At 41.9% G+C, this 21,261-nt stretch carries 18 protein-coding genes and 3 pseudogenes; 3 read left to right on the plus strand and 18 right to left on the minus strand.

Features of this window, described 5'->3' with window-relative positions; translation table 11 throughout:
• Nucleotides 1-455: 455 nt before the first annotated feature.
• From ETP43_RS14285 to ETP43_RS14320, 8 genes are all read right to left on the minus strand, one after another.
• A complete protein-coding gene (locus ETP43_RS14285) occupies nucleotides 456-1,088 on the minus strand; it encodes a DUF6553 family protein (RefSeq protein ID WP_243114305.1) in 633 nt (210 codons plus the stop codon).
• A 13-nt stretch (nucleotides 1,089-1,101) separates the two neighbouring features.
• Nucleotides 1,102-2,172, minus strand: coding sequence for a galactose ABC transporter substrate-binding protein (locus ETP43_RS14290; protein WP_129258848.1), 1,071 nt, complete (start codon nucleotides 2,170-2,172; stop codon nucleotides 1,102-1,104).
• Nucleotides 2,165-3,115 carry a substrate-binding domain-containing protein gene (locus ETP43_RS14295; protein ID WP_129258850.1) on the minus strand — a complete coding sequence of 317 codons (951 nt, stop codon included), beginning with the start codon at nucleotides 3,113-3,115 and terminating at the stop codon, nucleotides 2,165-2,167. Before ETP43_RS14295 ends, ETP43_RS14290 begins: the two co-directional genes overlap by 8 nt.
• On the minus strand, nucleotides 3,102-4,946 hold the full coding sequence (locus tag ETP43_RS14300; RefSeq protein WP_129258852.1) for a cache domain-containing sensor histidine kinase: 1,845 nt from the start codon (nucleotides 4,944-4,946) through the stop codon (nucleotides 3,102-3,104). Before ETP43_RS14300 ends, ETP43_RS14295 begins: the two co-directional genes overlap by 14 nt.
• Nucleotides 4,947-5,004: 58 nt before the next feature.
• Nucleotides 5,005-6,627 (minus strand): response regulator, encoded by a 1,623-nt coding sequence (locus ETP43_RS14305; RefSeq protein WP_129258854.1) that lies wholly within the window; start codon nucleotides 6,625-6,627, stop codon nucleotides 5,005-5,007.
• A 321-nt stretch (nucleotides 6,628-6,948) separates the two neighbouring features.
• Nucleotides 6,949-8,601 (minus strand): galactose/methyl galactoside ABC transporter permease MglC, encoded by a 1,653-nt coding sequence (locus tag ETP43_RS14310; RefSeq protein WP_118618764.1) that lies wholly within the window; start codon nucleotides 8,599-8,601, stop codon nucleotides 6,949-6,951.
• 17 nt (nucleotides 8,602-8,618) lie between these two features.
• The gene (locus ETP43_RS14315; RefSeq protein ID WP_129258856.1) at nucleotides 8,619-10,127 is read right to left on the minus strand and encodes a sugar ABC transporter ATP-binding protein; all 1,509 of its coding nucleotides are present in this window, start codon (nucleotides 10,125-10,127) and stop codon (nucleotides 8,619-8,621) included.
• Nucleotides 10,128-10,217: 90 nt separating this feature from the next.
• Complete coding sequence (locus ETP43_RS14320; protein ID WP_129258858.1) at nucleotides 10,218-11,540, minus strand: substrate-binding domain-containing protein; 1,323 nt, start codon at nucleotides 11,538-11,540, stop codon at nucleotides 10,218-10,220.
• Nucleotides 11,541-11,821: 281 nt separating this feature from the next.
• Between ETP43_RS14320 and ETP43_RS14325 the strand changes: the two genes are divergently transcribed.
• The gene (locus ETP43_RS14325; protein WP_129258861.1) at nucleotides 11,822-12,322 is read left to right on the plus strand and encodes a hypothetical protein; all 501 of its coding nucleotides are present in this window, start codon (nucleotides 11,822-11,824) and stop codon (nucleotides 12,320-12,322) included.
• A gap of 155 nt (nucleotides 12,323-12,477) precedes the next feature.
• Here the strand turns inward: ETP43_RS14325 and ETP43_RS14330 are convergent, their stop codons facing one another.
• The 5 genes from ETP43_RS14330 to ETP43_RS14350 form a co-directional block, all read right to left on the minus strand.
• Nucleotides 12,478-13,833: an MATE family efflux transporter gene (locus ETP43_RS14330; protein ID WP_022173004.1), complete on the minus strand. Its 1,356-nt coding sequence runs from the start codon at nucleotides 13,831-13,833 to the stop codon at nucleotides 12,478-12,480.
• A gap of 56 nt (nucleotides 13,834-13,889) precedes the next feature.
• Nucleotides 13,890-15,218 carry an MATE family efflux transporter gene (locus tag ETP43_RS14335; RefSeq protein ID WP_129259629.1) on the minus strand — a complete coding sequence of 443 codons (1,329 nt, stop codon included), beginning with the start codon at nucleotides 15,216-15,218 and terminating at the stop codon, nucleotides 13,890-13,892.
• A 303-nt stretch (nucleotides 15,219-15,521) separates the two neighbouring features.
• Nucleotides 15,522-16,196: an ABC-2 transporter permease gene (locus tag ETP43_RS14340; protein WP_129258863.1), complete on the minus strand. Its 675-nt coding sequence runs from the start codon at nucleotides 16,194-16,196 to the stop codon at nucleotides 15,522-15,524.
• Nucleotides 16,193-17,041: an ATP-binding cassette domain-containing protein gene (locus ETP43_RS14345; protein ID WP_129258865.1), complete on the minus strand. Its 849-nt coding sequence runs from the start codon at nucleotides 17,039-17,041 to the stop codon at nucleotides 16,193-16,195. Before ETP43_RS14345 ends, ETP43_RS14340 begins: the two co-directional genes overlap by 4 nt.
• 2 nt (nucleotides 17,042-17,043) lie before the next feature.
• Nucleotides 17,044-17,418 carry a GntR family transcriptional regulator gene (locus ETP43_RS14350; RefSeq protein WP_129258867.1) on the minus strand — a complete coding sequence of 125 codons (375 nt, stop codon included), beginning with the start codon at nucleotides 17,416-17,418 and terminating at the stop codon, nucleotides 17,044-17,046.
• 209 nt (nucleotides 17,419-17,627) lie between these two features.
• On the opposite strand from ETP43_RS14350, the gene ETP43_RS17160 reads away from it, so the two are divergent.
• Complete coding sequence (locus ETP43_RS17160; RefSeq protein WP_164979527.1) at nucleotides 17,628-17,798, plus strand: hypothetical protein; 171 nt, start codon at nucleotides 17,628-17,630, stop codon at nucleotides 17,796-17,798.
• A 363-nt stretch (nucleotides 17,799-18,161) separates the two neighbouring features.
• Here the strand turns inward: ETP43_RS17160 and ETP43_RS14355 are convergent, their stop codons facing one another.
• The 4 genes and pseudogenes from ETP43_RS14355 to ETP43_RS18815 form a co-directional block, all read right to left on the minus strand.
• Nucleotides 18,162-19,331 carry a hypothetical protein gene (locus ETP43_RS14355; protein WP_164979734.1) on the minus strand — a complete coding sequence of 390 codons (1,170 nt, stop codon included), beginning with the start codon at nucleotides 19,329-19,331 and terminating at the stop codon, nucleotides 18,162-18,164.
• A gap of 37 nt (nucleotides 19,332-19,368) precedes the next feature.
• On the minus strand, nucleotides 19,369-20,379 hold the full coding sequence (locus ETP43_RS14360) for a PDDEXK nuclease domain-containing protein (protein WP_129258871.1): 1,011 nt from the start codon (nucleotides 20,377-20,379) through the stop codon (nucleotides 19,369-19,371).
• A 74-nt stretch (nucleotides 20,380-20,453) separates the two neighbouring features.
• Nucleotides 20,454-20,735, minus strand: a pseudogene (locus tag ETP43_RS14365) (ATP-binding protein); the annotation flags it as partial.
• A complete protein-coding gene (locus ETP43_RS18815; protein ID WP_408608695.1) occupies nucleotides 20,713-20,829 on the minus strand; it encodes a helix-turn-helix domain-containing protein in 117 nt (38 codons plus the stop codon). The gene ETP43_RS18815 and the pseudogene ETP43_RS14365, both read right to left, overlap by 23 nt.
• Nucleotides 20,830-21,040: 211 nt before the next feature.
• On the opposite strand from ETP43_RS18815, the pseudogene ETP43_RS18820 reads away from it, so the two are divergent.
• Nucleotides 21,041-21,124 (plus strand): annotated as a pseudogene (locus ETP43_RS18820) (DUF6783 domain-containing protein); the annotation flags it as partial.
• On the opposite strand, the pseudogene ETP43_RS18825 reads toward ETP43_RS18820, so the two are convergent.
• Nucleotides 21,104-21,226 (minus strand): annotated as a pseudogene (locus ETP43_RS18825) (DUF6783 domain-containing protein); the annotation flags it as partial. The pseudogenes ETP43_RS18820 and ETP43_RS18825 sit on opposite strands and share 21 nt — an antisense overlap.
• Between the last annotated feature and the right edge of the window lie 35 nt (nucleotides 21,227-21,261).

Below are 21,261 nucleotides of genomic sequence, written 5' to 3' on the forward strand. Positions count from 1 at the left end.
TATCTCCTATTCCCACTTTTAGAATTATTTTTATTTTTCGGTAATATATTTTATAGACTGATATTATCACACTCTGTGCCTTCTGTCATTATTCTATTCCCACTTTTTTAAAATTATTCATTTTTTGGTATTAATTTTGATCTTCTAGACATTTCCCACACTTTTTAATGGAAAAAGGGGCTGTAAAAAAACTTCCCTTTTCATCTATACAGTCTGTTACTTAAATTTCGATTGAGATTTCACCTGTTCTAAGTGATTTAATAGCTGTTATATTTTCTGGTAAAATTGTCATGATTTCCGGTAGATTTTTCCTATCTGGTAACCAATCCCGCTGATCAGCCACCCGGTTATTACGAATCGAAAAAGCCGTCGAGATGATGAAATCTCATCTCAACGACTCTCTTGCATATGCGCTTTCCTTTTTACCGGAAACGTAACTTGATCCCCTCTCTTTACTATTTGTTCAGGAAGTGCTCCCTGTTCGGATACTCCTGCCGATATGCCCGGAGGGCGGCTTCCCGGAGCAGTGTGAATTCTTTTTCCATACGAAGCAGGCGGGGCGCCCTGAAAGCGATCGCGCTGATCTGTTCGGCGATCTTTTTCGCGATTCCTTCTTCGGATAATTGTCCCATGCCGAATACCATGGAGGTGAATCCTCTGCCTCCCCTGCTGACCTGAATAAACTTCAGGAATACATTGTACAGTTCATCCTCAAGAATCTTCTGGTATCCCTTCTCTGACTGCATGGCTTCTGCCAGGCACAACGTGGAGAGGATCCTGGCTCCCATCCTCCTTCTGTCGCCACCGGGATCCAGAGAGGTTCCTTCCGCCAGATATTTCAGTTCCATCAGACATCTGACAAACTCATCCTTCTGGAGCCTGCGCTGTCCGTATCGGGCTGTCCAGAGCCGGGTTCTGTATTCTTCTTCCCAGGCTTCCTCCTCTCCGATATGTTCCTTTAAAATCTGCTGCCGTTTCGCCGGATCTATTTCCTGATAAAATTCTTTGGTCCATGTATGTTCCATCTGTTTTTTCCTCATTCTGTGAAGTGGATATGCATCATCCACTTTTTCTTTCTGTCTGTACATGCAGTCTTCCCGCTTACATTTCTGAGTGGGCAATTGCCTCTTCTGCACTCAGATATTCATCTATATTGCTGCTGTCTACCTTCTGATATTCTGAAAAATAATACCGGCCTTCTTTCAGGTTTTCCTGATCAAAATCCTCTCCCTCGAACAGTTTCACCGCCATTTTTGCCATTTCCTTTGCCTGATCTACTCTGTCATTGAGGATGCTGCCCTGCATCTCTCCTGCCTTTACGGCTTTCAGTGCATCTTCCAGACCATCGATTCCGAAGATCACCGGCCAGTCTTCACGGGCATAACCTACTGTCCGATAGGCTTCCACAGCCCCCAGTGCCATCTCATCGTTGTTAGATATGACGAGTTCGATCTCTTTTCCGTACTGGCTGATCAGACGATTCATACGGTTCTCCGCCTGTCCACGGTTCCAGTCCGCTAACTGATAGCTTAGCTTTTCCAGTACAACATCATTCTTCATCAGTGTCTTTACGGAATACTCTGTTCTGCTGATGGCGTCCTGATGGCCTGCTTCTCCTTCCAGAAGCACATATTGGATCTTTCCATCCTGATTTTTATCGACTTCCGGATGACTGTTGATGTATTCTGCGGCAATCTCGCCCTGCATAATCCCGGACTGTTCTGCATCGCAGCCCACATAATACAGCTTTTCCCACTGCATCAGGTCTTCCCTTACCGGTTCCCGGTTAAAGAAGATCACCGGAATATCTTCGTTTCTTGCCATCCTGACGATCCTGGACGGAGCTGTCCGATCCACAAGATTGATACAGAGCACATCACAGCCTGCATCGATCATCTCTTCTACCTTTTCATTCTGTTCCTGTTGATCGTCATTTCCACTTTTTGTTGATACGATAATCCGTCGCTGCTTGTTTTCCATGGCTTTCAGCTGTACTTTCAGCTCATCGGTCAGTCCATTGATAAAGGGGTCATCCTGACTGTAGGTTATCACTCCGACCCGCAGGGTTTTCTCTGTCTGTTCTGACTTCCCGGAACACCCGGACAGCACGAGCACCGCACTCCCTGTAACAGTAGCTAATACTACTGCCAGCCTTCTTTTCTTTTTATTCATAGGAATATAAAAACCTTTCTAAATCATCATCCATAGAGAAATCTTTCTTACTGAATATCTGATATTCTGTTGTGTAACCTTTCATTTTATAAAACTTATGTTCTGTCTTTCCGGCTATTTCTTTCACACTTTTATAGCCGATCTCATATCCGTCCGGCACAACAAGGCCCTGGATGTTTCCTTTATCCAAAAGCGCGACTGTCTTCAGACTGTAACCTACTCCATAGAGTTCCGCACCCTTGTATTTCCCATGTTCTGCCTGTTCTCCGAACTCTTCCAGTACCCCGGGATCCAGTATGACAAGGGCATCCGCCTTTGTTTCCTCCTTCATCCGCTCCGTAATGTTCTGCTCTTTTCTCCGGTAAATACACCAACTGATCTCACTTCCGCTGCCTTCCAGCGCCTCAGTCAATCCGCTGATCTCCGCCTGTACAGCCTCGGACATTTTCCAGTCGGCTATGATTCCGATCTTCTGCTCTTTTTTTTTCAGCTGTTCTCCCAGCCGTCTTCCGATTTCCCGATGATCCGGCTGGATCGTGGGACTTGCAGTTTCTCCTTCTTTTACCGCCAGACTGTCTGCGATCAGTAAATAGGGTTTATTTCCACATTCTTTTTTCAGCATATTTTCGGTCTCATGACCAGGTGCGGGATATATAATAAAGCCATCGATGTCGTTGTCCTTCTGTTCTCTGATAAATTCCCTTTCCACCTCCGGTCCGTCGATCTCTTCCGTGTTACAGATGATCATATGGACGTTGTTCTCTGCTGCAGACTGTTTCATACCATTGATCAGGGCATCCCAGCGTTTGTCACCGGATTCCGGAAGAATCACGGCGATCCTGGTCTCTGCTACGTTCTGATCAAAAATCTTCCATACAAAGAATACTGCCAGCATCAGCAAAAGAAACTCAATCATAAGAAATTTTATTCTATTCTTTTTCATCTGCCTGTCTCCTCTGTATATATTTTTGTAATTCCAGTGTTTCTGCATTTTCCGGCGTGTATGGGATTGCAGGGATACGAATCGTGACTTTTGTTCCTTCGTCCGGTTCGCTTTCTATGAAAAGTCCATATTCTTCCCCAAACATCAACCGGATTCTGGAATGTACATTGATCACACCCACACCGGAGCCATGCTTCGGAACCTTGCTGCTATCCGTCAGAATATTTTCCAGAACTTCTTCCCGCATGCCCATGCCATTGTCTTCGATAGTGATCAGGATGTCCTCGTCCCTCTTTTCTCCGGTGACAATGATCATACCGTCATCATCCTCATCCATGTTGCCAACACCATAATAAATGGCATTCTCCAGGATGGGCTGAATCACCAACTTAACGATGCAGTAATTTTCGATCTCTTTATCAATCCGGAATTCTGTTTTGAACCGCTCTTTATACCTGGCCAGCTGGATATTCATATAGCTTCTGCTATGCTGCAGTTCATCCTTGATGGGAATGATGGTCTTGCCCCGGGACAGGCTGACACGAAGTAATTTGGCCAGTTCAGAGATCATGCGAACCGCTGCTTCATTTTCCTGGGCTTCCACCATCCACGTGATCGACTCCAGTGTATTGTACAGAAAATGTGGATTGATCTGGCTTTGCAGAGCGTCCAGTTCGCTTTTTCTTCGTTCATTTTGCTGTTGGATGATCTCATCCATCAGTTCTTCGATCTGCTCATAAGACTTCTGTACCGAATGTCCCAGATGGCGGATCTCGGATGAGCCGCCGATATAGATATCCGGCTTTCCTCCTGCCTCATAGGTCTTGACAGAAGCATCCAGCTCCCGGATAGGCTTGGATATCTTTCGGGACACAAGCTGGTTTCCCTCCAAGAGCATGACCAGAAGTACCAAAATGGTGGCAAATACATAGTAGCGAAAGTTCTTATAGTTTGCCACCTGTACGCTCTCCGGCACAACACCGATCATCTTCCAGCCTGTATAGGCTACGCTTCTAACGATCACGGTCTCATTCTGACCATTAGAACGGATCTCATAGGTTCCGTCCTCATATTTTTCCGCTTCCAGGCTATTTTCTTCAAATAATCCGCGGTTTAATTCCGTTCCTCTTGGATGATAGATCATCTCTCCGTCCTGACTGATCAAATAATAGTAGATTCCGCCGGAGCAATCATTGATCTGTTTCATTACGTCCCTGATCACAGAATATTTCATATCCAGCAAAAGGATACCGGTTTCCGGTATCTCTCCCTTGTTAACATCTACATACCTGCTCAGGGAAACTACCCATTGATACCGATAGGATCCATCCTCAAACAGTTCCTGGATATGCGGTGTGGAAAAGTGTATATTTTCAATGACATCTTCCGCATTTTTAAACCATTCCTGCGTCTGTACCCTTACATTTTTCTTTTCTGCTGCCACCGGCTCCGATGCGATCAGATTTCCTTTTTGATCATACAGCGCCACACTCTGAATCTTATCAGAGTTGGTCTCATAGAGCAGACTGAACTGCTCCGAAAATTCCCGGCTGGATATATCAAACTGCTGGACTACGTTATAGTTTGCCCCATTGAGGATCTGGCGGATATCCAGCAGGTCTGCATTTAACCGGTCCACGGTAGCCTCCACGGTAGCTTCCGTGTTGTCCACTGCTGTCTTTTCCAATGCCAGCTTGAATCGATGGTAAAGCAACAATCCCATGACAATGATCGTAACCAGCGAAATCGCCATAAGGACAGACAGAATGATCGACTGTATGTTAAATACGATATTTTTCCGGGAATCCAACCCTCTTTTCCTATATTTCATACATGTTCCTCTTCATCTATTCCCTTGTCTCTATATATTTCGTACCTTTTTTATGTCTTCATTCTTTCCGCTTTTCGCTTTGTTGTTTCCCGGAAGCTCTGTATTTGGAAGGAGAAACACCGAACTTCTTTTTGAATACATAACTGAAATAGTTGGCATCCTGATATCCGACTTTTTCTGCGATCTTATAGCTTTTTTTATCGGTGTTCAGCACCAGCTCTTCTGCCCTGTCCATCCGATAATCGGTAAGATAGGAGACAAAGGACTGGCCAGTCTCCTTTTTAAAGCTGGAGGAAAAGTAGGAGTTTGATACACCAAGATCTGCACACACATCATCCAGCGAGAGATCCGGCTCCATATATCTGTCTTTTACGATGTTCTGTGCATCGGTGATGATACGCCTGGAGGTACTGTTTCTGGTGCTTCTCAGTTTTTCGCTGATGGCAGTAGACATATTGATAATCCAGTTTGTCATGGAGTTTTCATCGAACTGGGTGACTCTTTCATAAAGATTCTGTACATTGCCGGAAATTTCATTGAAGTCCATGGAATTATTGGCACAAAACTTGAAAAATCCGCTGACGATCTCCATGGTAGCCAGATTGTACTGGCTGATGGTGGCTGCATTCTTATGGAGCTTTTCTGTCTCTTTGATGGCTTCTTTCCGGATCTTCTCCTGATTCCCTACATGGATGGCTCGAAACAGCTCCTGCATCCTTGTTTCTTCTAAGGGAACCGCCTTTTTTGACTCTTTGGGAACGATCTCTGCGATATTGATGGCTCGTTTTGTTCCGTACAGGACACGGTAGGACACCGCCTCTCTGGCTCCCTCGTAGGAAATACTGATATCGTACAGATTGTTGCAGACAGTTCCGATCCCTGCGGTAACCGCCGCCCCCATAATTCTCCATGCCCAGCGGCAGAACCGGTCACACTTGTCCGTCAATTGAGCTATCTCATCTTCTGAATGAAGTTCCATAATCAGAATGGTATTACCCATATAGATGAATTCCTGGCAATTACAGTTCTCCATCAGCCGCTGTTTGATCTCCCGCTCCACGGACATGGATAACAATAAGGGATTCATGCCATCCGGCACATCATTTTCCGACGTATGAAAAATGATGCAGCAAAACAAAGGTCCCTTCATATCCACCCGATAGTCCAAAAGAAATCGTTCATACTCCTCTTCTCTGACTCTCCCCTCGATCAGGGAAATAAAGAAATTGGACTGCAGCTTTGGTAATACCTCCTGGAAATAGTCTTCCAGTTTTTTTACATTTAACTTTTCTTCCCGTTCCCTGTCCAGTGTGGTTTTCAGCTTCATCAGGCTTTCTGACAGCTCGGTGGCGCTGATGGGTTTCAGCATATATTCCTTGATCTCCAGATGGACGGCCTCTTTCGCATATTCAAATTCGTCAAAGCCGGTGCAAAGCATAATATAAATATTGGGATAGTCCCGGTTCAGTTTTCTTGCCAGCTCCAGTCCATCCATGTAAGGCATTTTAATGTCCGTCAGTACCACATCCGGCTGAAGTTTTTCCACCAGCTCCAAAGCCTTCACGCCGTTGGTGGCACTTCCCACTACGTCAAATCCCAGATCATTCCAACGGATCTTTTTTTTCATAACATCGATGACCTCTACTTCATCATCGACAAGAATCACTTTATATTGTTCCATCCTTATCCTCCTGTTTTCCGGAGCATATTATTGTTCTTTCATTATAGCAGAAGATTGCTCTCTGCTGAATGAATAGTTACAAAAATTTTGTAACTATTCAGAGCCCCATCTCGATTCCGCTTACGCTGCATCTCGATGTTGCTTCTCGCCATATGAAATTTCAGAAAAATAGCTCATTCATGTAAACATGATTCGCAATTTTTCTTCCATTTCGCATGGCTCTGAATAGTTACAAATTTGCCAAAACAGAATAAAAGACCGCCCATGTCATCCATCGGATGACCGGGCTGTCTTATATTCTGTCTGTTTCAATATATTTTATTATTTTTTCTGTACATATTTCAGACAGTCAAGTGTTACGGCTGCCAGGATGATGATACCTTCAAAGATGAACTGAAGGTTGGTATCAATACCCAGAATCGTCAGGGAGTATGTAAGGGAGGTAAAGATCAATACACCGGTTACTACTCCGGAGATCTTACCGATACCACCGGTAAAGGATACACCACCAACTACGCAGGCTGCGATAGCATCCATATCCCATCCCTGTCCATAAGCTGCACTACCGGAACCAACCATACGGTTACATTCCAGCCAGGAACCAAATCCGTACAGGATACCTGCCAGAATAAATGCTCCCATAGTTACTTTGAATACAGAGATACCAGATACTGCTGCAGCTTCCGGGTTTCCACCTACCGCATACAGGTTTTTACCAAATGTTGTTTTGTTCCAGATAAACCATACAATGATAACTGCTGCAACTGCCCACAGAATGATGGTCGGGAATTTGCCGATCTGCGGGATGAAGGTATTCGGGATCGCAGAATCAATTGCACCGAAAGATACACCCTTAGTAGCATAAGTAACCAGACCAAAGATGATCAGCATGTTAGCCATTGTAGAGATAAACGGATGCATCTTGAATCTTGCCATGAAGAAACCGGCAATCATGGAAAATACAGTTGTAAAGATTACACACATCAACAGTGCGAACAGTGCTTTCGCTGTGGAAGGCATGGTAGAGAAATCAAATACCTGTCCGAATACGGCACCTGTATTGATTCCGTTATGCATGATAATGGTTGCCGTAACCATACCCATACCAACCATACGTCCTACGGAAAGGTCGGTACCTGTTAACAGGATCAGACCGGCAACACCAAGTGCAAGGAACATACGCGGCGATGCCTGCTGTAAGATATTCAGGATGTTGGTAACTGTCAGCAGCTGTGTATTTTTGACGATTGGTGTGATGATACACAGTCCGATAAAGATCAGGATGATTACGATATACAGACCATTTTTGTACAGGAACTGGGATAAATTGAAGGAATATCTGTAATTTTCCAGTTTCTGTTCTCTCTGCTGAAGGAATGTGAACTTGGAGGTTCTCAGCAGATCGATCAGATGATATTTATGCATGAATGCATCATGTCTTCTGTCTTTGATCTCCTGAATTTTGGATTCGTGAGCCATCTGTGCGTCAAACAGTTTGTTTTTGAACACATATTTCTCAGCCTTGATATCTTCTGCATCTTTCAGAGAAGCAATCTTTTTCTGGTGCTCGCTCTTCAGATCTGCTTTGACTTTCTCATATCTGCTGTTTTCTTCTGCTTTTGCAGCTTTGCAGCTGTTGTTTACTACATCGTAGTAATCTTTCTTGTAGTGTTTCGCCAGATAGTCCTCAGCTTCTGCAACCAGCTTTTTGATTTCTTCTTTGTTGGCTGTTTCTACTTTTTTTGCACTTTCCAGCTCTTTTTTACTGTTTTCAATAATCTTATCTCTCTGGATTTTGGATAAGTTCTTATTTTCTTTTGCGATAGCGATCTGGTTTTTCAGATCGTTCACTTTATCAGATCCGTCTACGCGTAATGCATCGATTTTTTTCTGGATCTTTTCCACATATTCATCGATCGGTTTCAAAAGTTTTGCTTCTTCTTCAGCCGAAATAATAACGCTGTTTTCTGCCATTTCCAATTTCCCTCCTGTTACAGATATTTAGCACTGAGTCTCAATAATTCTTCCTGGTTTGTTTCTTTTGTGTTTACGATTCCGGCAAGGCGTCCGTTAGACATAACACCGATTCGGTTGGTAATACCAAGAATTTCCGGCATCTCGGAAGAAACAACGATGATTGTTTTTCCCTGTTTCGCCATATTGATGATCAGTTCATAGATTTCATATTTTGCTCCGACGTCAATTCCTCGTGTCGGATCATCCATCATGAATACGCTTGGTGAACGCTCCAGCCATTTACCGAAGATGACTTTCTGCTGATTACCACCGGAAAGATTGGCGATCATATCATCCGGTCCCATACATTTTGTATGCATGATCTTGATTTCTTCAGCTGTTGCACGTACCATCTTATCATGTGATAATGCGATTCCGCTCTTATAATGATTCATATTCGCAATGGTGGTATTGAATGTAATATCGCCTTTCAGGAACAGGCCATTGGCTTTTCTTTCCTCTGTAATCAGAGCAAATCCGTGATCCATAGCATCCTTCGGAGATGAGAAGTTCAGCATCTTTCCGTCATATACGATATTTCCTTCTGCTCTTGTACGAATTCCGAAGATCGTCTCAAGAAGCTCGGTACGACCGGCACCAACCAGACCATAGAATCCGAAGATTTCTCCTTTTTTGATATCAAAAGAGATGTTCTGCAGTTTTGGTGCATATTTTGTTGATATATTCTGTACCGAGAGAATAGTTTCTCCCGGTGTATTGTCTACAGGTGGAAATCTGTTATCCAGAGAACGTCCAACCATGGCGGCGATCAGTTCATTCATATCTGTTTCTGTACTCGGCTTGGTCATGACCAGACTTCCGTCTCGCAGTACTGATATTTCATCACAGATTTCAAATATTTCATCCATTTTATGTGAAATGTAAATCAGAGAAATTCCCTGAGCCTTCAGCTGACGCATCATCTTAAAAAGTTTTTCAACCTCCGGTGCAGTCAGAGATGAGGTAGGCTCATCCAGTACGATGACTTTGGAATGATAGGAAATTGCTTTGGCAATCTCACACATCTGTCTCTGAGATACAGACATTTTCTTCATTGGCTGTGTCAGATCAACTGTGATTCCCAGCTTTCTGAACAGGTCTGATGTTTCTTTTTTCATTCTTCCTTCGTCGACAACCCCAACGGAATTCTTCGGGTATCTTCCAAGGAACATGTTGTCTACAACACTTCTTTCAAGACACTGGTTCAACTCCTGGTGTACCATTGCCACCCCGTTCTCCAGTGCATCCTTTGGTCCGGAGAAGTTTACTTCTTTTCCGTCCAGTACGATGGTTCCTTCATCTTTCTGATAGGTTCCAAAGAGGCATTTCATCATTGTCGATTTTCCGGCACCGTTTTCACCCATCAGTCCCATAATGGTTCCAGGTTTGACATTCATACTAATATGTTTCAAAACCTTATTTCTACCGAATGATTTGCTCATGCCGTTAATCGATAAGATATATTTGTTCTTATCTTCTTTCATAGCTGCGCTTCCTTTTCTTAGTAAAGAAGGGTATCATCGCTGACACCCCTCTGTAATTTCATCAATTTACGCTTTTATTCTGTCTCTGAATTATTTGGAGAGAAGTGATGTGTATGCTGCTGCATTATCGGTCTTAACCATGTTAATCGCGAAAGCATCATACTCGCTTGGGTTTCCAAGACGGTTGGTGATATTGGACTCTGTCTGTCCATCTCCACCGATGTAATCTACGTTCAGGTTCAGCAGATCATCATAGTTCTCCAGCAGTGGCTGGTATGTAGAACTCAGGAAGTTATCAGATGCATTGTAGATATCCAGCCATACTTTTTTGGATGGGCTCTTGCTTTCATCCAGCTGGTTAGCAACTTTGTCATAAACCTTTGTGGAATCTGTGAAATCGTTGTAGTTATCGGCTGTTACAGCAATATTTAATGCGTAGTAAGATCTATCTTCTTCGCTGTATCTGTAATCTTCACCTTCTGTCAGGCAGTTACCTGCTTCATCAGCTGTACCGATACCTGTATCGATGTCTACACCGTCCAGTGCGTTACGCAGAACTCTCAGTGTCAGATAAGCCTGAACGTCTGCATGCTGAGAAATTGTTCCGCCGTATCCTTCACCGATTGCTGCTACAGCATCGCTGTTTGCATCGTAACCGAAGGTAGGAACTTTGTTGTCTTTCGCCCATGCATTGAACATTGACATTCCCATACCATCGTTGTTGGAAACTACAACATCGATCTGGTCACCGAAGGAAGCTGTCCATGTTCCGATCGCATTACCGGCTGTTGCAGCATCCCATGTTGCACCTGCTGAGTTTTTCATTTCCTGAGAAGCCAGCTCACGGATGGTATATGTCTTTCCGTCTACATCCAGAGTCGCATCCTGCACAACTTTTGCTTTTCCGTCTACGTTTGTTCCAGCTGGTGTAGAATCTACTCCACCGTCTGCATCTACACCTGTTCCAAGTGCGGAACGAACACCACGTGTACGAGCGATAGAATCATTATGTCCGATATCACCGATTGCCAGAACGTATCCGATCACGCCGTCACCGTTTCTGTCAATAGTGTCTGCATTTTCTTTGATGTAATCCAGAACCATCTGACCCTGCAGTTCAGCACCCTGGTTTGCATCGAAACCTACGTAATAAGTATTTTCGTTGAAGTTCAGAGCTTCTTTGTCCAGTTCGCCGGTAGCACTGCTGGATGGCTGACGGTTGAACCAGCACAGAGGTTTATCTTTGTTTTCTACAGTTCCGTCTGCTGATGCAGCAGAATCTGTTGCTTCTGTTGCTTCTGTTTTTTCTGTTGTTTTTGTAGAGTCTGCGGACTCTGATGTTGATCCGCCACAGCCAACCATAGATAATGCCATAGCTGCTGCCATAATTGCTGCTAATGCTTTTCTTTTCATTTTTGTTCCTCCCGTTTTCCTGTTTGTTGATTTTGCCGGATTTGCTTCGTTCCCGGCTGATGAATTCATTATAATCACAAGAGTCTTGAAAAAAAATAGAATTTTTTTTGATAAGTTATTGAAATTTTTAGTTATTTCATAAATAGGACTCTATAAATTTTCAGATGGCGCGGAAAAATTATCCTGACACAAGTGATAGTGCAGCTTTTCTGTTTTTCCGGTAATATAATCATAGATAACGGTGTACTACAGGATTATGTAAGCTGAGAGGGGGATTGTGTATGAAAAACAAATCGAGGAAAACAGGACACTTTATAGGTGAGGTACTAATAGGTCTTTTATTCCTGTTTGCAGTTGTAGGGTTGTTTTTATGGAGTGTTAACAGAATTGTATCCAGCATAGAATATAAGAAATCAGCGGATGTTCGAACGGTCACAGCCCGTGTTATCGATTATGACATAAAGAGTTCGGACGACGAATATGACGATTACGACGAGTATGTGACGAAGCTTTCGTATGAAGTGGATGGAATAAAATATACAGGGAAACGTACCTACTACCGGGAAGTCAGCATAGGCGAAGAAAAAAATGTCGAAGTTTATCTGACACCAACAGGCAAATACAAAATGAAAGGTGACGACGACCCTTTAACGTTCCTTCTGGCCTGTATAGGAATTCCGGCAGGCCTTCTTCTTACATTTATCGGAGGCAGGGTTCTTGTACAAATAATTGTCGGCCACTTTAAGAAGCCAACAGGGGCAGACGAGGAAAGAATCGAATAAATCGCAGCTCATGGATAACATCCTTTCCTGAAACATGCCCCTGGTTCCACAAAATTTTTTAAAACAATACATAAGCAACGGGCTGAATAGCAGAAGATGCCATTCAGCCCGTTTTCATTGTACTGTTCCTTTTATATAATGATTCCGTTCCCTGATTACTCGAAATCTCTGGTAATATTCGTAAGCCATTTTCCTCTGATATAATGAACGAATACCACCGGCATTTTCTCGAATTCATCCAGGGTCATTACAAAGTATACCCAGATCGGCGGCAGCTTGAATACATATGCTGCCAGGTAGGTAAGGGGAACTGCAACAAGCCACATAAATATCGTATCCGTGATCATTCCAAATCTGGTATCACCGCCACCTCTGAAGCAGCCGCATATCAGGCAGGTATTGATGCTTTCCCCCATAAGGCGCCAGGTTGTCATAATGATAAAGACACCAAGATAATAGATGGCGGTCTCTGTCAGTTTGTCACGATAGAAATTCAGTATCACTGGTCGAATCGCCAGAATAACACCACATCCGATCAGGCTGACAACAATTGTGATCCTGAGCATGCGTTTTCCGTATTCTCTGGCTGTGTCAACACCGTTTTTGCCCAGCTCCTGACTGACAATGATCGTAGTTGCATTGGAGAAGCCACGACAGGCGATGGCACCAATATTTACCACCATGACAGCAACTGCATTTGCCGCAACCATATCATCGCCGATATGACCAAGGATCGCTGCAAATGCTGAAGTGGCCAGGCTCCAGACAACATCATTGATCACAGCCGGCGTTGCGATCTTCATAAAATCCTGGAACAGAACACCTGCTTTGGCAAAGAAGTATTTTATCCGGAATCTGACATCGGAACTATGTAACGAGTAAACGAGACAGATCACTACCTCTACGATTCTGGCAATCACCGTACCAAGAGCAACTCCGGTAACACCAAGCTTCGGAAGTCCAAACAAACCAAAGATAAAAGTGGCATTACAGATTACATTGACGCAAAGAGAAACTACATACGTAACAGAAGGCAGCATGATCTTCCCGATACTTCGAAGGGCACTCATAAAAACCTGAGAGAATCCCATAAATACAAACGAGAAGGAAATCACTCTCAGATATTCACCACCGGAAGCAATCGTCTCCGGACTATTGGTAAAAATCTTCATAATAGTAGTTGGCATGGCAAAGGAGACCGCAAAGAATACAGCAGAAACAATCAGCGAGATTCGTTCCGCCAGACCAAGTATCTTTTCTACTGTCTTTTTATCACCTTTTCCCCAGTACTGGGCACATAAAACCGATGTTCCCGCTGCCATACCGTAATATAAACAGAAAAGAATAAATGTAAACTGATTGGCAAGGGAGGATGCCGACATAGCCGTCTGACTCACATATCCAAGCATCACTGTATCTGCCATATTTACCAGTGTTCCGATCAGATTCTGGATCATAATCGGAAAGGCTAATCTTGATGCGTATTTTAAGAATTCTTTTTTATTTAGCATACGAACATTCTTCCTCAATTCTGAAAATTATAGTACCTGTGGTAAAACTATCTGTTTTATCTTTTTTTCTCGAATCCATATACCCATCTTCCACGTAAAAACAGATACAGGAAAATCACTGAGCTGATGCTCCAGGTCAGCGGGTATGCCCAGAAGATCACACGGATATCCGGAATGTAATGCACAGCAACGGTAATATAGCTGACACGGAACAGACACCAGACACAGAGCATGACGATCATAGGAACTGCTGCATGACCGGAGCCGCGAAGGACTGCTGCGATACAGTGAGAAAACGCCAGCAAAAAATAGAACAGCGCAATCGTCCGCGCCTGCATCACACCATAATGTACCACCTCCGGATCTCCGTTAAATGCCGCGATCAGCGTCGGAGCCGCCACATAGATCAGAACACCGATCAGTTCCGCGATCACTATGGAACACAGGATGCCAAACCGCGCACCTTTTTTCGCACGGTCGTACTGCTTCGCACCAAGATTCTGACTGACAAAGGTTGTCAGCGCCATCGTAAAGCATGTAACCGGCAAAAATGCAAAGCCCTCAATCTTTGAATAAGAACCGCAGCCTGCCATCGCCATTTTTCCAAAAGCATTGATATTGGTCTGTACGAAAACATTGGCGATAGAAATCACGGAGTTCTGAAAACCGGACGGCACACCATTCTGAATGATCTGTTTCATCATGAGCCCGTCAAAACCAATCTTACTGATCTGTAACCGATATTCTTCTTTTGTCCGCATCAGGTGAATCATACAGAAAATCGCACTGGCAAACTGGGAAATCGCCGTTGCCAGCGCCGCTGCCCCGACTCCCATGCCGAGGCCTGCAATAAAGAAAATATCCAACACCACATTGATACACGAGGACACGATCAGATAAATCAGCGGATGCCGGCTGTCACCGACCGACTGTAAGATGCCGACAAAAATATTGTACATGACAAATCCAAGGGAACCCGCAAAATAAATACGGAAATACTCAATCGACTGTGGAAGCACCTCCGACGGTGTTCCCATCAGCACCAGAATCTTCGGCGCCAGAAACATCCCGATCGCCGTCAAAGCAAGACCTGCCGCCAGCCCAAACGCTACTGTCGTGTGGATCGCTTTCTGTAAATATTCCTTATTTTTCGCCCCATAATACCTCGCGATAACAACGCCTGCACCAAGCGCGATTCCGTTGATGAACCCGACCATCAGAAAGATCAGGTTTCCCGAGGAACTGACCGCCGCCAGGGCATTACTGCCGAGAAAATTGCCAACGATCAGAGAGTCTGCCGTATTATACAACTGTTGAAACAGATTTCCGATAAACAGCGGAATCGCAAAAAATATGATTTTCCTGGAGATGCTTCCTTCCGTCATTCGTGTTTTGCTCTCTGCATTCAAAAAATCCCCCCACTTTCCTTTGTTTTTTATTTAATGTCCGCAGATTCTATGCTACCTGTTTTTCTCTCATTTTCTCATTATTTTCCATAGTCTCAGGTAGCTTGACAAAAGCCATTGTAACACGATTTCATATAACTTGCCATGTCATTTGGCAAAACTGCTCCGGATACTCATTTTCAAAGATTCCATCTGTTACAAAAGTATCTTTTTCCTTCATAAAAGGACACCTTCCATTGGTATTTATGGTCAATGTTTTTTTCGTTTTTGCCAATTCCTATCTCAAAACTCTTTCTTTCTCATCACTCTCATACTATACCTATACGAAGCATACCACACAAGCAGACTTAACACAATAAGTGCAATCGCAATTTCAAGATCCCCTGCTTCTCTTATCACATTCAGAATGCTTTCTTTTAATCCCAGGTTAGTTTTCAGAAAAGAACCAATTGTATAACAAATTGCCAAAATAATTAAAATTGCGATCGGCAGCACGATTCGTCCCTTCTCTCCTTCAAACCTTAGTCGGATCGCAATCATAATTCCCGCAACTGCCTGAACCACAAAGAATGTGATCAGCTCCATTGCCAGCATTTCCAAATTTAACACTTCTTCAGGATTTATAAGCGTGGCTATTCCTGCACAGATTGCCCCCATACACCATCCACATACTGTCATAATAAAAGATAAAATATATTTTTCTCTGACATATATTTTTTTATTTACGGGTAAAGAAAACAAATATGTGTATCCATGACCATTTTCATCGTAACTGATCGTATTACCTGAATATACTGCCATAACAGATGGAATATACACTGCAATGAAGTCAGCTCCCATTTTTCCCGTGAGTATAAAAAATATTGCTACAACTGCTAATACCAGAAAAAGATTGCTACCTTGCCGAAGAAACAACCGAAAATCCTTTTCCAAAAGCCCTCTGATTCCTTTCATCATCTCTCGCCTCCTGTTAACATAAGAATCACCTGATCGAGTGATCCGCTCTCCACTACGATTTCCGGATAATTTTCTATATAATACTGCTTCTCGTTCGTAAGACAGGTGATTCCAAAAAACTCTTTTCTCTCTTTTAAAAGATACCTTTTATCCATTGCCTGATACTGTTCCTCACTGACTTTCAACACTGCATATTTTTCCAGAATCGTATCCATCTCTTCGTGGAGCACCATCTTTCCTTTGTGGATCACATAAATATCATCACAGAAATGTTCCAGATCCGAAGAAATATGTGAGCTGATCAGGATACTTCTCTCCGGCTTCTCTTCCATATACTCTCTTAAAATATCCAGCATCCCTTCCCTCGCTCCGACATCAAGCCCTGCTGTCGGCTCGTCCAGCATCAGGAATTCTGCCTGATGTGTCAATGCAATGATCAGATTCAGCTTTGCCTTCATTCCTGTTGAGTACTCTTTTATGAATTTATTCAACGGAATCTGATATTCTTCACACATCTGATGGAATTTTTCTGCTTCAAACTTTGGATACAATCTGGCAAGGACTGCTTCAACATCTTTTCCTTTCAAATATCCGGTGAATCCGGCTTCTGCCAGGACGACACCCAGCTCCTCTTTCTCTTTTTCACTTAACTCTTCCTGTGTTTTTCCCAGAATCTTTATCTCGCCGGCATCATATGAAATGAGTCCGAGCACCGCCTTAAACAGAGTACTTTTGCCGGCCCCGTTCTCTCCAACCAGACCGGTAATTCTTCCTTTTTCTACATTTAACGAACAGTCTAACTGAAATTCTCCGTAGCTTTTCTTTACTCCTTTGATTTCTAACATACTTATTCATCCTCCATGATGAGTTCAAACAATGAACGGATCTCTTCCCCTTTCATTCCGCAGCGCCTTCCCTTCTGAATCGCCGCTTCCAGATCCGCCTCAACTTCTTTCCTGCGCTCTTCTTCCATCAGCTGTGTGTTCGAAGCCGCTACATACGTCCCTTTTCCATGAACTGTGACAGTCATACCCTCTGCTTCCAGATTGTCATATGCTTTCTTCACAGTAAGTGCACTGATCTTCAGCTCCTTTGCCATCGTTCTCACAGATGGCAATATATCATTTTCTTTTAATTGTCCGGAGATAATCTGCGCCTTGATCTGCTCCATGATCTGTTCATAAATTGGTACCATCGATGTGTTATTGATTATAATCTTCATATATTCCCTCCTGTTGTAAACAGTATATAACAGTATAGTACTGTTGTCAACTGTTGTATAAAGGCTACTATTCACTGATATCTCCCACAAAGTGTTTTTGGTGAGCGAAGGTCACAGAAAAACCGAGACATACCGCGCGAAGCGTGTTACTGAATAATTACATAAGATTTTGAGCGATAACTATCACAAAACAAAGGAGGAACTATTACATGACACAAGAAGAATTTTATGTTGTATTTGAACCTCAGGATCTTATGAAACTCTTCGCATCAACACTCGGTGTTCTGATTGAACTCTTTACCGTACCGGTACTCTCAGAACCCAGGGAGTATGAGGCAGCGGAGTATTGGATGTATGAGTTGGGGGCTGAACTGGATTAATTAATTATCGTTATATCAAAAGGAGGCAACGGATTTTCCGCTGCCTCAATAAAGCCGGTACTCGATATCAAAATCCCGCACCGGCTTTGCAACCGTTTTTTTACTCTTCAACTGCCGAAGATGGGATTGTATATGTTTTTTATCAGGTTTTCAAGTTCTCACTGAAAATCATAGATATTTTCTCAACCTTATACGGCTGCTGAAAAGTAGTCGGGGATTTTTTCTATCATACCGGAAATCTAAGCGCTTACGTTTTTTATCTCCGCAGGAACCTTGTATACTATACGTTTTTCTGACATAATCTGTTCTCCTCACACATCTTCCTCTATGTCTCACACATCCGCTCACAACTATTTTCATACTTTATGCCAATATCTCATCCAACAAAGTTCTATATTTTTCATTCAAAGTTACGGTCATTAAATTGTACCATACTTCTCTTGTGTATCTTCCGTTTTCTATACACCATATCTTATAATGAAGTTCGCTACTCTTAGTATGTAAATCGACAGGTGTATCTGGTTCACATTCTGAATATTTCTTTATATATTCCGACATCTCATATTGATTATTTGTACAATCAATATGTGTAAAGCAATCATCCTCTGGATAATACATACCATGTAAAAAAGTAGTTATGCAATACTTTCCCTTTGACGCTTCATCTCTGTATGGAAGTGTCTCCAATTCAATATGCCAAAAGTCCTTCTTGCTGTTATTATCGACTTTCTTCTTTACCACTAATAAAAGTTTATCTGACGTGGTTTCATTTATATGAATGGTTATAGTTTTGGGATTTTTTAATATAGAATCTTTAAAATGGAACTGTGGTCCTCTATACTTTTCAAAATTCAAAGTTGAATATGATATTGCTTGATCCACGGGCAAAGCCAATCTTTCATCTAACCTTAATAAAATATTCCCATCTTTTATCTGCTCAGTGATTATTCTTGCAAACCCTGGCATTGTATCCCCAAACTGCATTGTATTTGTATTGGTTAATATACTGTACAGATAGGCTTTTCCTTCAAACACAAAATAATCTCGCTTAAATTCAACCCCATCAACCACCGTCAAATCATACTGATTTGTTTTGTGTGCCAAAACTTGCCCTTCAACAAGATTCTTTATATCTATTCTCTTCTCACGGAATGCGTCTAAAATGTAACCCGTCAAAACAATAGCATATAATTCATTTAAATCATTTACGGCTCCATTTTCTTCTCCTTTTGCTACTGGTATTATGAATGTATAAGCATAATAATGTATCCAATTATTAATGTCATTATCCAGCATGTATTGAAGCATATCGACTGGGCTAATCCCTGATTCATTAAATTTATCTATAACTATATCTATTAAATTTTCTAAATACCTAGGAATCTCAAATTTTACAATGCGAGAAATTGCCATATAATGTAAATAATTCATCCGTATTGAAAAAATAAGATATTCAATGTTTTTATACTCAGCAGTTTCTGTAATGTCTAATAAAAATTCATCTATTGTCTGATGATTGAACAAGCTCTCCAATCACATCACACTCCTATTTCTCACATTTTCAAAACTCTCAATCCTGTTGAGAGTTTTTCATCTCTTCCTCTGCAATATCATATAACTCAGCTAGTTTTCTCTGCAGAATACTCTTATCAATCAACTTAGTTTTATATTCAGCAATCATTGTCTGCGATAAACTTCTACTCAAAGAATATTCAACGACATCCGTATCAGCATTTTTACAAAGAATCATTCCTACACTCGGATTTTCATGAGGCTTCTTTATATCTCTATCCAATGCCTCTAAATAAAAATCCATTTTTCCCATATATTCAGGTTTGAAATCATCAATTTTTAGATCGATTGCAACTAAACACTGTAACTCTCTGTGATAAAAAAGAAGATCTACATAGTAATCATTATTTCCCACTTGTACATGATATTCTTCATCAATGAAAATAAAATCTCTTCCAAATTCAAGAAGAAATTTTTTCATATTTTTCAAAATTGCTTTCTTTAAGTCATATTCTTTATATGGTTCTGGCAAATCAAGAAACTCTAACATATACATATCCCTAAGAACACCTGTCATATCTTTACTTTCGATTGCAGATGGGGCTTTTCCATTAGATAAAAGCAACCTCTCATAATATCCACTATCAATCTGTCTCGCTAATTCTTTTGCCTTATATTTTTCCTTTGACGCAAGTTTTAGATAAAATTCTTTTTCTTCATAGCTTTTTGTTTTAGAGATAATATGCAGATTATTAGACCATGTATTTTCTCTCAACAGCTTTGAGAGTTCTGGTTTATCCTTGTAAGTTTCATAAAACTGTTTCATTCTCCAAATATTTTGTGATGAATATCCTCTAATTCCAGGTTCTTTACTCAATATATATTCAGACAAAGCCTTCACAGTAGACTTGCCCCAACCATTTACATTAATTTGTTTTGAAACATACTCACCAATAGACCAATATAAATCAATAATTGTAAAATTAACCTGATACTCAGCTTTCTGTTTTGCCGAATAAATCATTCCAAGTACGTTCTCAAATACTCCCGTAATTTCAATCTCGCTCATACCTTATTCTCCTTACTTTACCTGCCATACCTTTACTCTTTCATTGTACCAAGTCGCTAGCGCGACGGCTAGCCCTAAGTACGTGAAACCACTACTTTTTTCATAAAAAAATAGCAGTTTTTGTATATATGTTGTATTGTTAAGTTACCACACAAAACAATCACATATTCACAAGAACTGCTACCTTTCTCAGAGCGTCCTTTATCACACTTATAAAGCCGTTCAAATATGTGTTTCAAATCTTCTTTTTCAATTCCCACTCCATTATCCGCCAGCAACAGCTCCATGCTGTTTTCCTTCTTCGATAGGGAAATTTTAATTTTGTTCGCATGGCTATGAGCGATTACATTTTGAATATCTATAAAAATGCTTTTTTATCTCTTTGGCGATGGTGGTGGGATCGCGGTTTAACGCTTTCTCTATCTTGCGAATGCTTTTGTCTTCTTTCAACAGAGAATATATTTCTATTCTCCAACATTGTTAAATGTTTGTATTTTGCCATCATTTTTCCTCTTTGGCTTCTACTGGACATTTAACATTATCTCACTTCCAACCTGTTTGCACAACTAACTTCCGCTCGTGGACGTTTTCCCTACCTATGTGGACTTTAACTTTTCATTTCAGCTAAATTAGAGCGTGTCTGAAAAAGGCTTTTCGTGAGCTGCGAGTCTCAGTTTGTGGGAGATTTTATCCGAATGAGGGCGGCGTAGCGGGCTACGTCAACCGAATGAAGGTAAAATATGCCGCAAAGTGGGGCGTGCAGATTGCAGGAATGATTTTTCAAACACGCTCTAGCATACAAATCGCATTTTCTTTGCCAATCATAACAGAAAGGACGAATGCTCAAATGCCTTCGTCCCCAAAACGGTTATATATTTAGTA

Origin of the sequence: Blautia faecicola (assembly GCF_004123145.1) — a bacterium.
GTDB lineage: Bacteria > Bacillota > Clostridia > Lachnospirales > Lachnospiraceae > Oliverpabstia > Oliverpabstia faecicola.

What these genes read in the sequence shown, in the direction of transcription:
- ETP43_RS14285 (WP_243114305.1), bottom strand. Translation starts at nt 1,088, where the DNA reads ATGTACAGACAGAAAGAAAAAGTGGATGATGCATATCCACTTCACAGA.
- ETP43_RS14335 (WP_129259629.1), bottom strand. Translation starts at nt 15,218, where the DNA reads ATGACGGAAGGAAGCATCTCCAGGAAAATCATATTTTTTGCGATTCCG.
- ETP43_RS14340 (WP_129258863.1), bottom strand. Translation starts at nt 16,196, where the DNA reads ATGATGAAAGGAATCAGAGGGCTTTTGGAAAAGGATTTTCGGTTGTTT.
- ETP43_RS14325 (WP_129258861.1), top strand. Translation starts at nt 11,822, where the DNA reads ATGAAAAACAAATCGAGGAAAACAGGACACTTTATAGGTGAGGTACTA.
- ETP43_RS14330 (WP_022173004.1), bottom strand. Translation starts at nt 13,833, where the DNA reads ATGCTAAATAAAAAAGAATTCTTAAAATACGCATCAAGATTAGCCTTT.
- ETP43_RS17160 (WP_164979527.1), top strand. Translation starts at nt 17,628, where the DNA reads ATGACACAAGAAGAATTTTATGTTGTATTTGAACCTCAGGATCTTATG.
- ETP43_RS14350 (WP_129258867.1), bottom strand. Translation starts at nt 17,418, where the DNA reads ATGAAGATTATAATCAATAACACATCGATGGTACCAATTTATGAACAG.
- ETP43_RS14345 (WP_129258865.1), bottom strand. Translation starts at nt 17,041, where the DNA reads ATGTTAGAAATCAAAGGAGTAAAGAAAAGCTACGGAGAATTTCAGTTA.
- ETP43_RS14300 (WP_129258852.1), bottom strand. Translation starts at nt 4,946, where the DNA reads ATGAAATATAGGAAAAGAGGGTTGGATTCCCGGAAAAATATCGTATTT.
- ETP43_RS14290 (WP_129258848.1), bottom strand. Translation starts at nt 2,172, where the DNA reads ATGAATAAAAAGAAAAGAAGGCTGGCAGTAGTATTAGCTACTGTTACA.
- ETP43_RS14360 (WP_129258871.1), bottom strand. Translation starts at nt 20,379, where the DNA reads ATGAGCGAGATTGAAATTACGGGAGTATTTGAGAACGTACTTGGAATG.
- ETP43_RS14310 (WP_118618764.1), bottom strand. Translation starts at nt 8,601, where the DNA reads ATGGCAGAAAACAGCGTTATTATTTCGGCTGAAGAAGAAGCAAAACTT.
- ETP43_RS14295 (WP_129258850.1), bottom strand. Translation starts at nt 3,115, where the DNA reads ATGAAAAAGAATAGAATAAAATTTCTTATGATTGAGTTTCTTTTGCTG.
- ETP43_RS14320 (WP_129258858.1), bottom strand. Translation starts at nt 11,540, where the DNA reads ATGAAAAGAAAAGCATTAGCAGCAATTATGGCAGCAGCTATGGCATTA.
- ETP43_RS14315 (WP_129258856.1), bottom strand. Translation starts at nt 10,127, where the DNA reads ATGAAAGAAGATAAGAACAAATATATCTTATCGATTAACGGCATGAGC.
- ETP43_RS14305 (WP_129258854.1), bottom strand. Translation starts at nt 6,627, where the DNA reads ATGGAACAATATAAAGTGATTCTTGTCGATGATGAAGTAGAGGTCATC.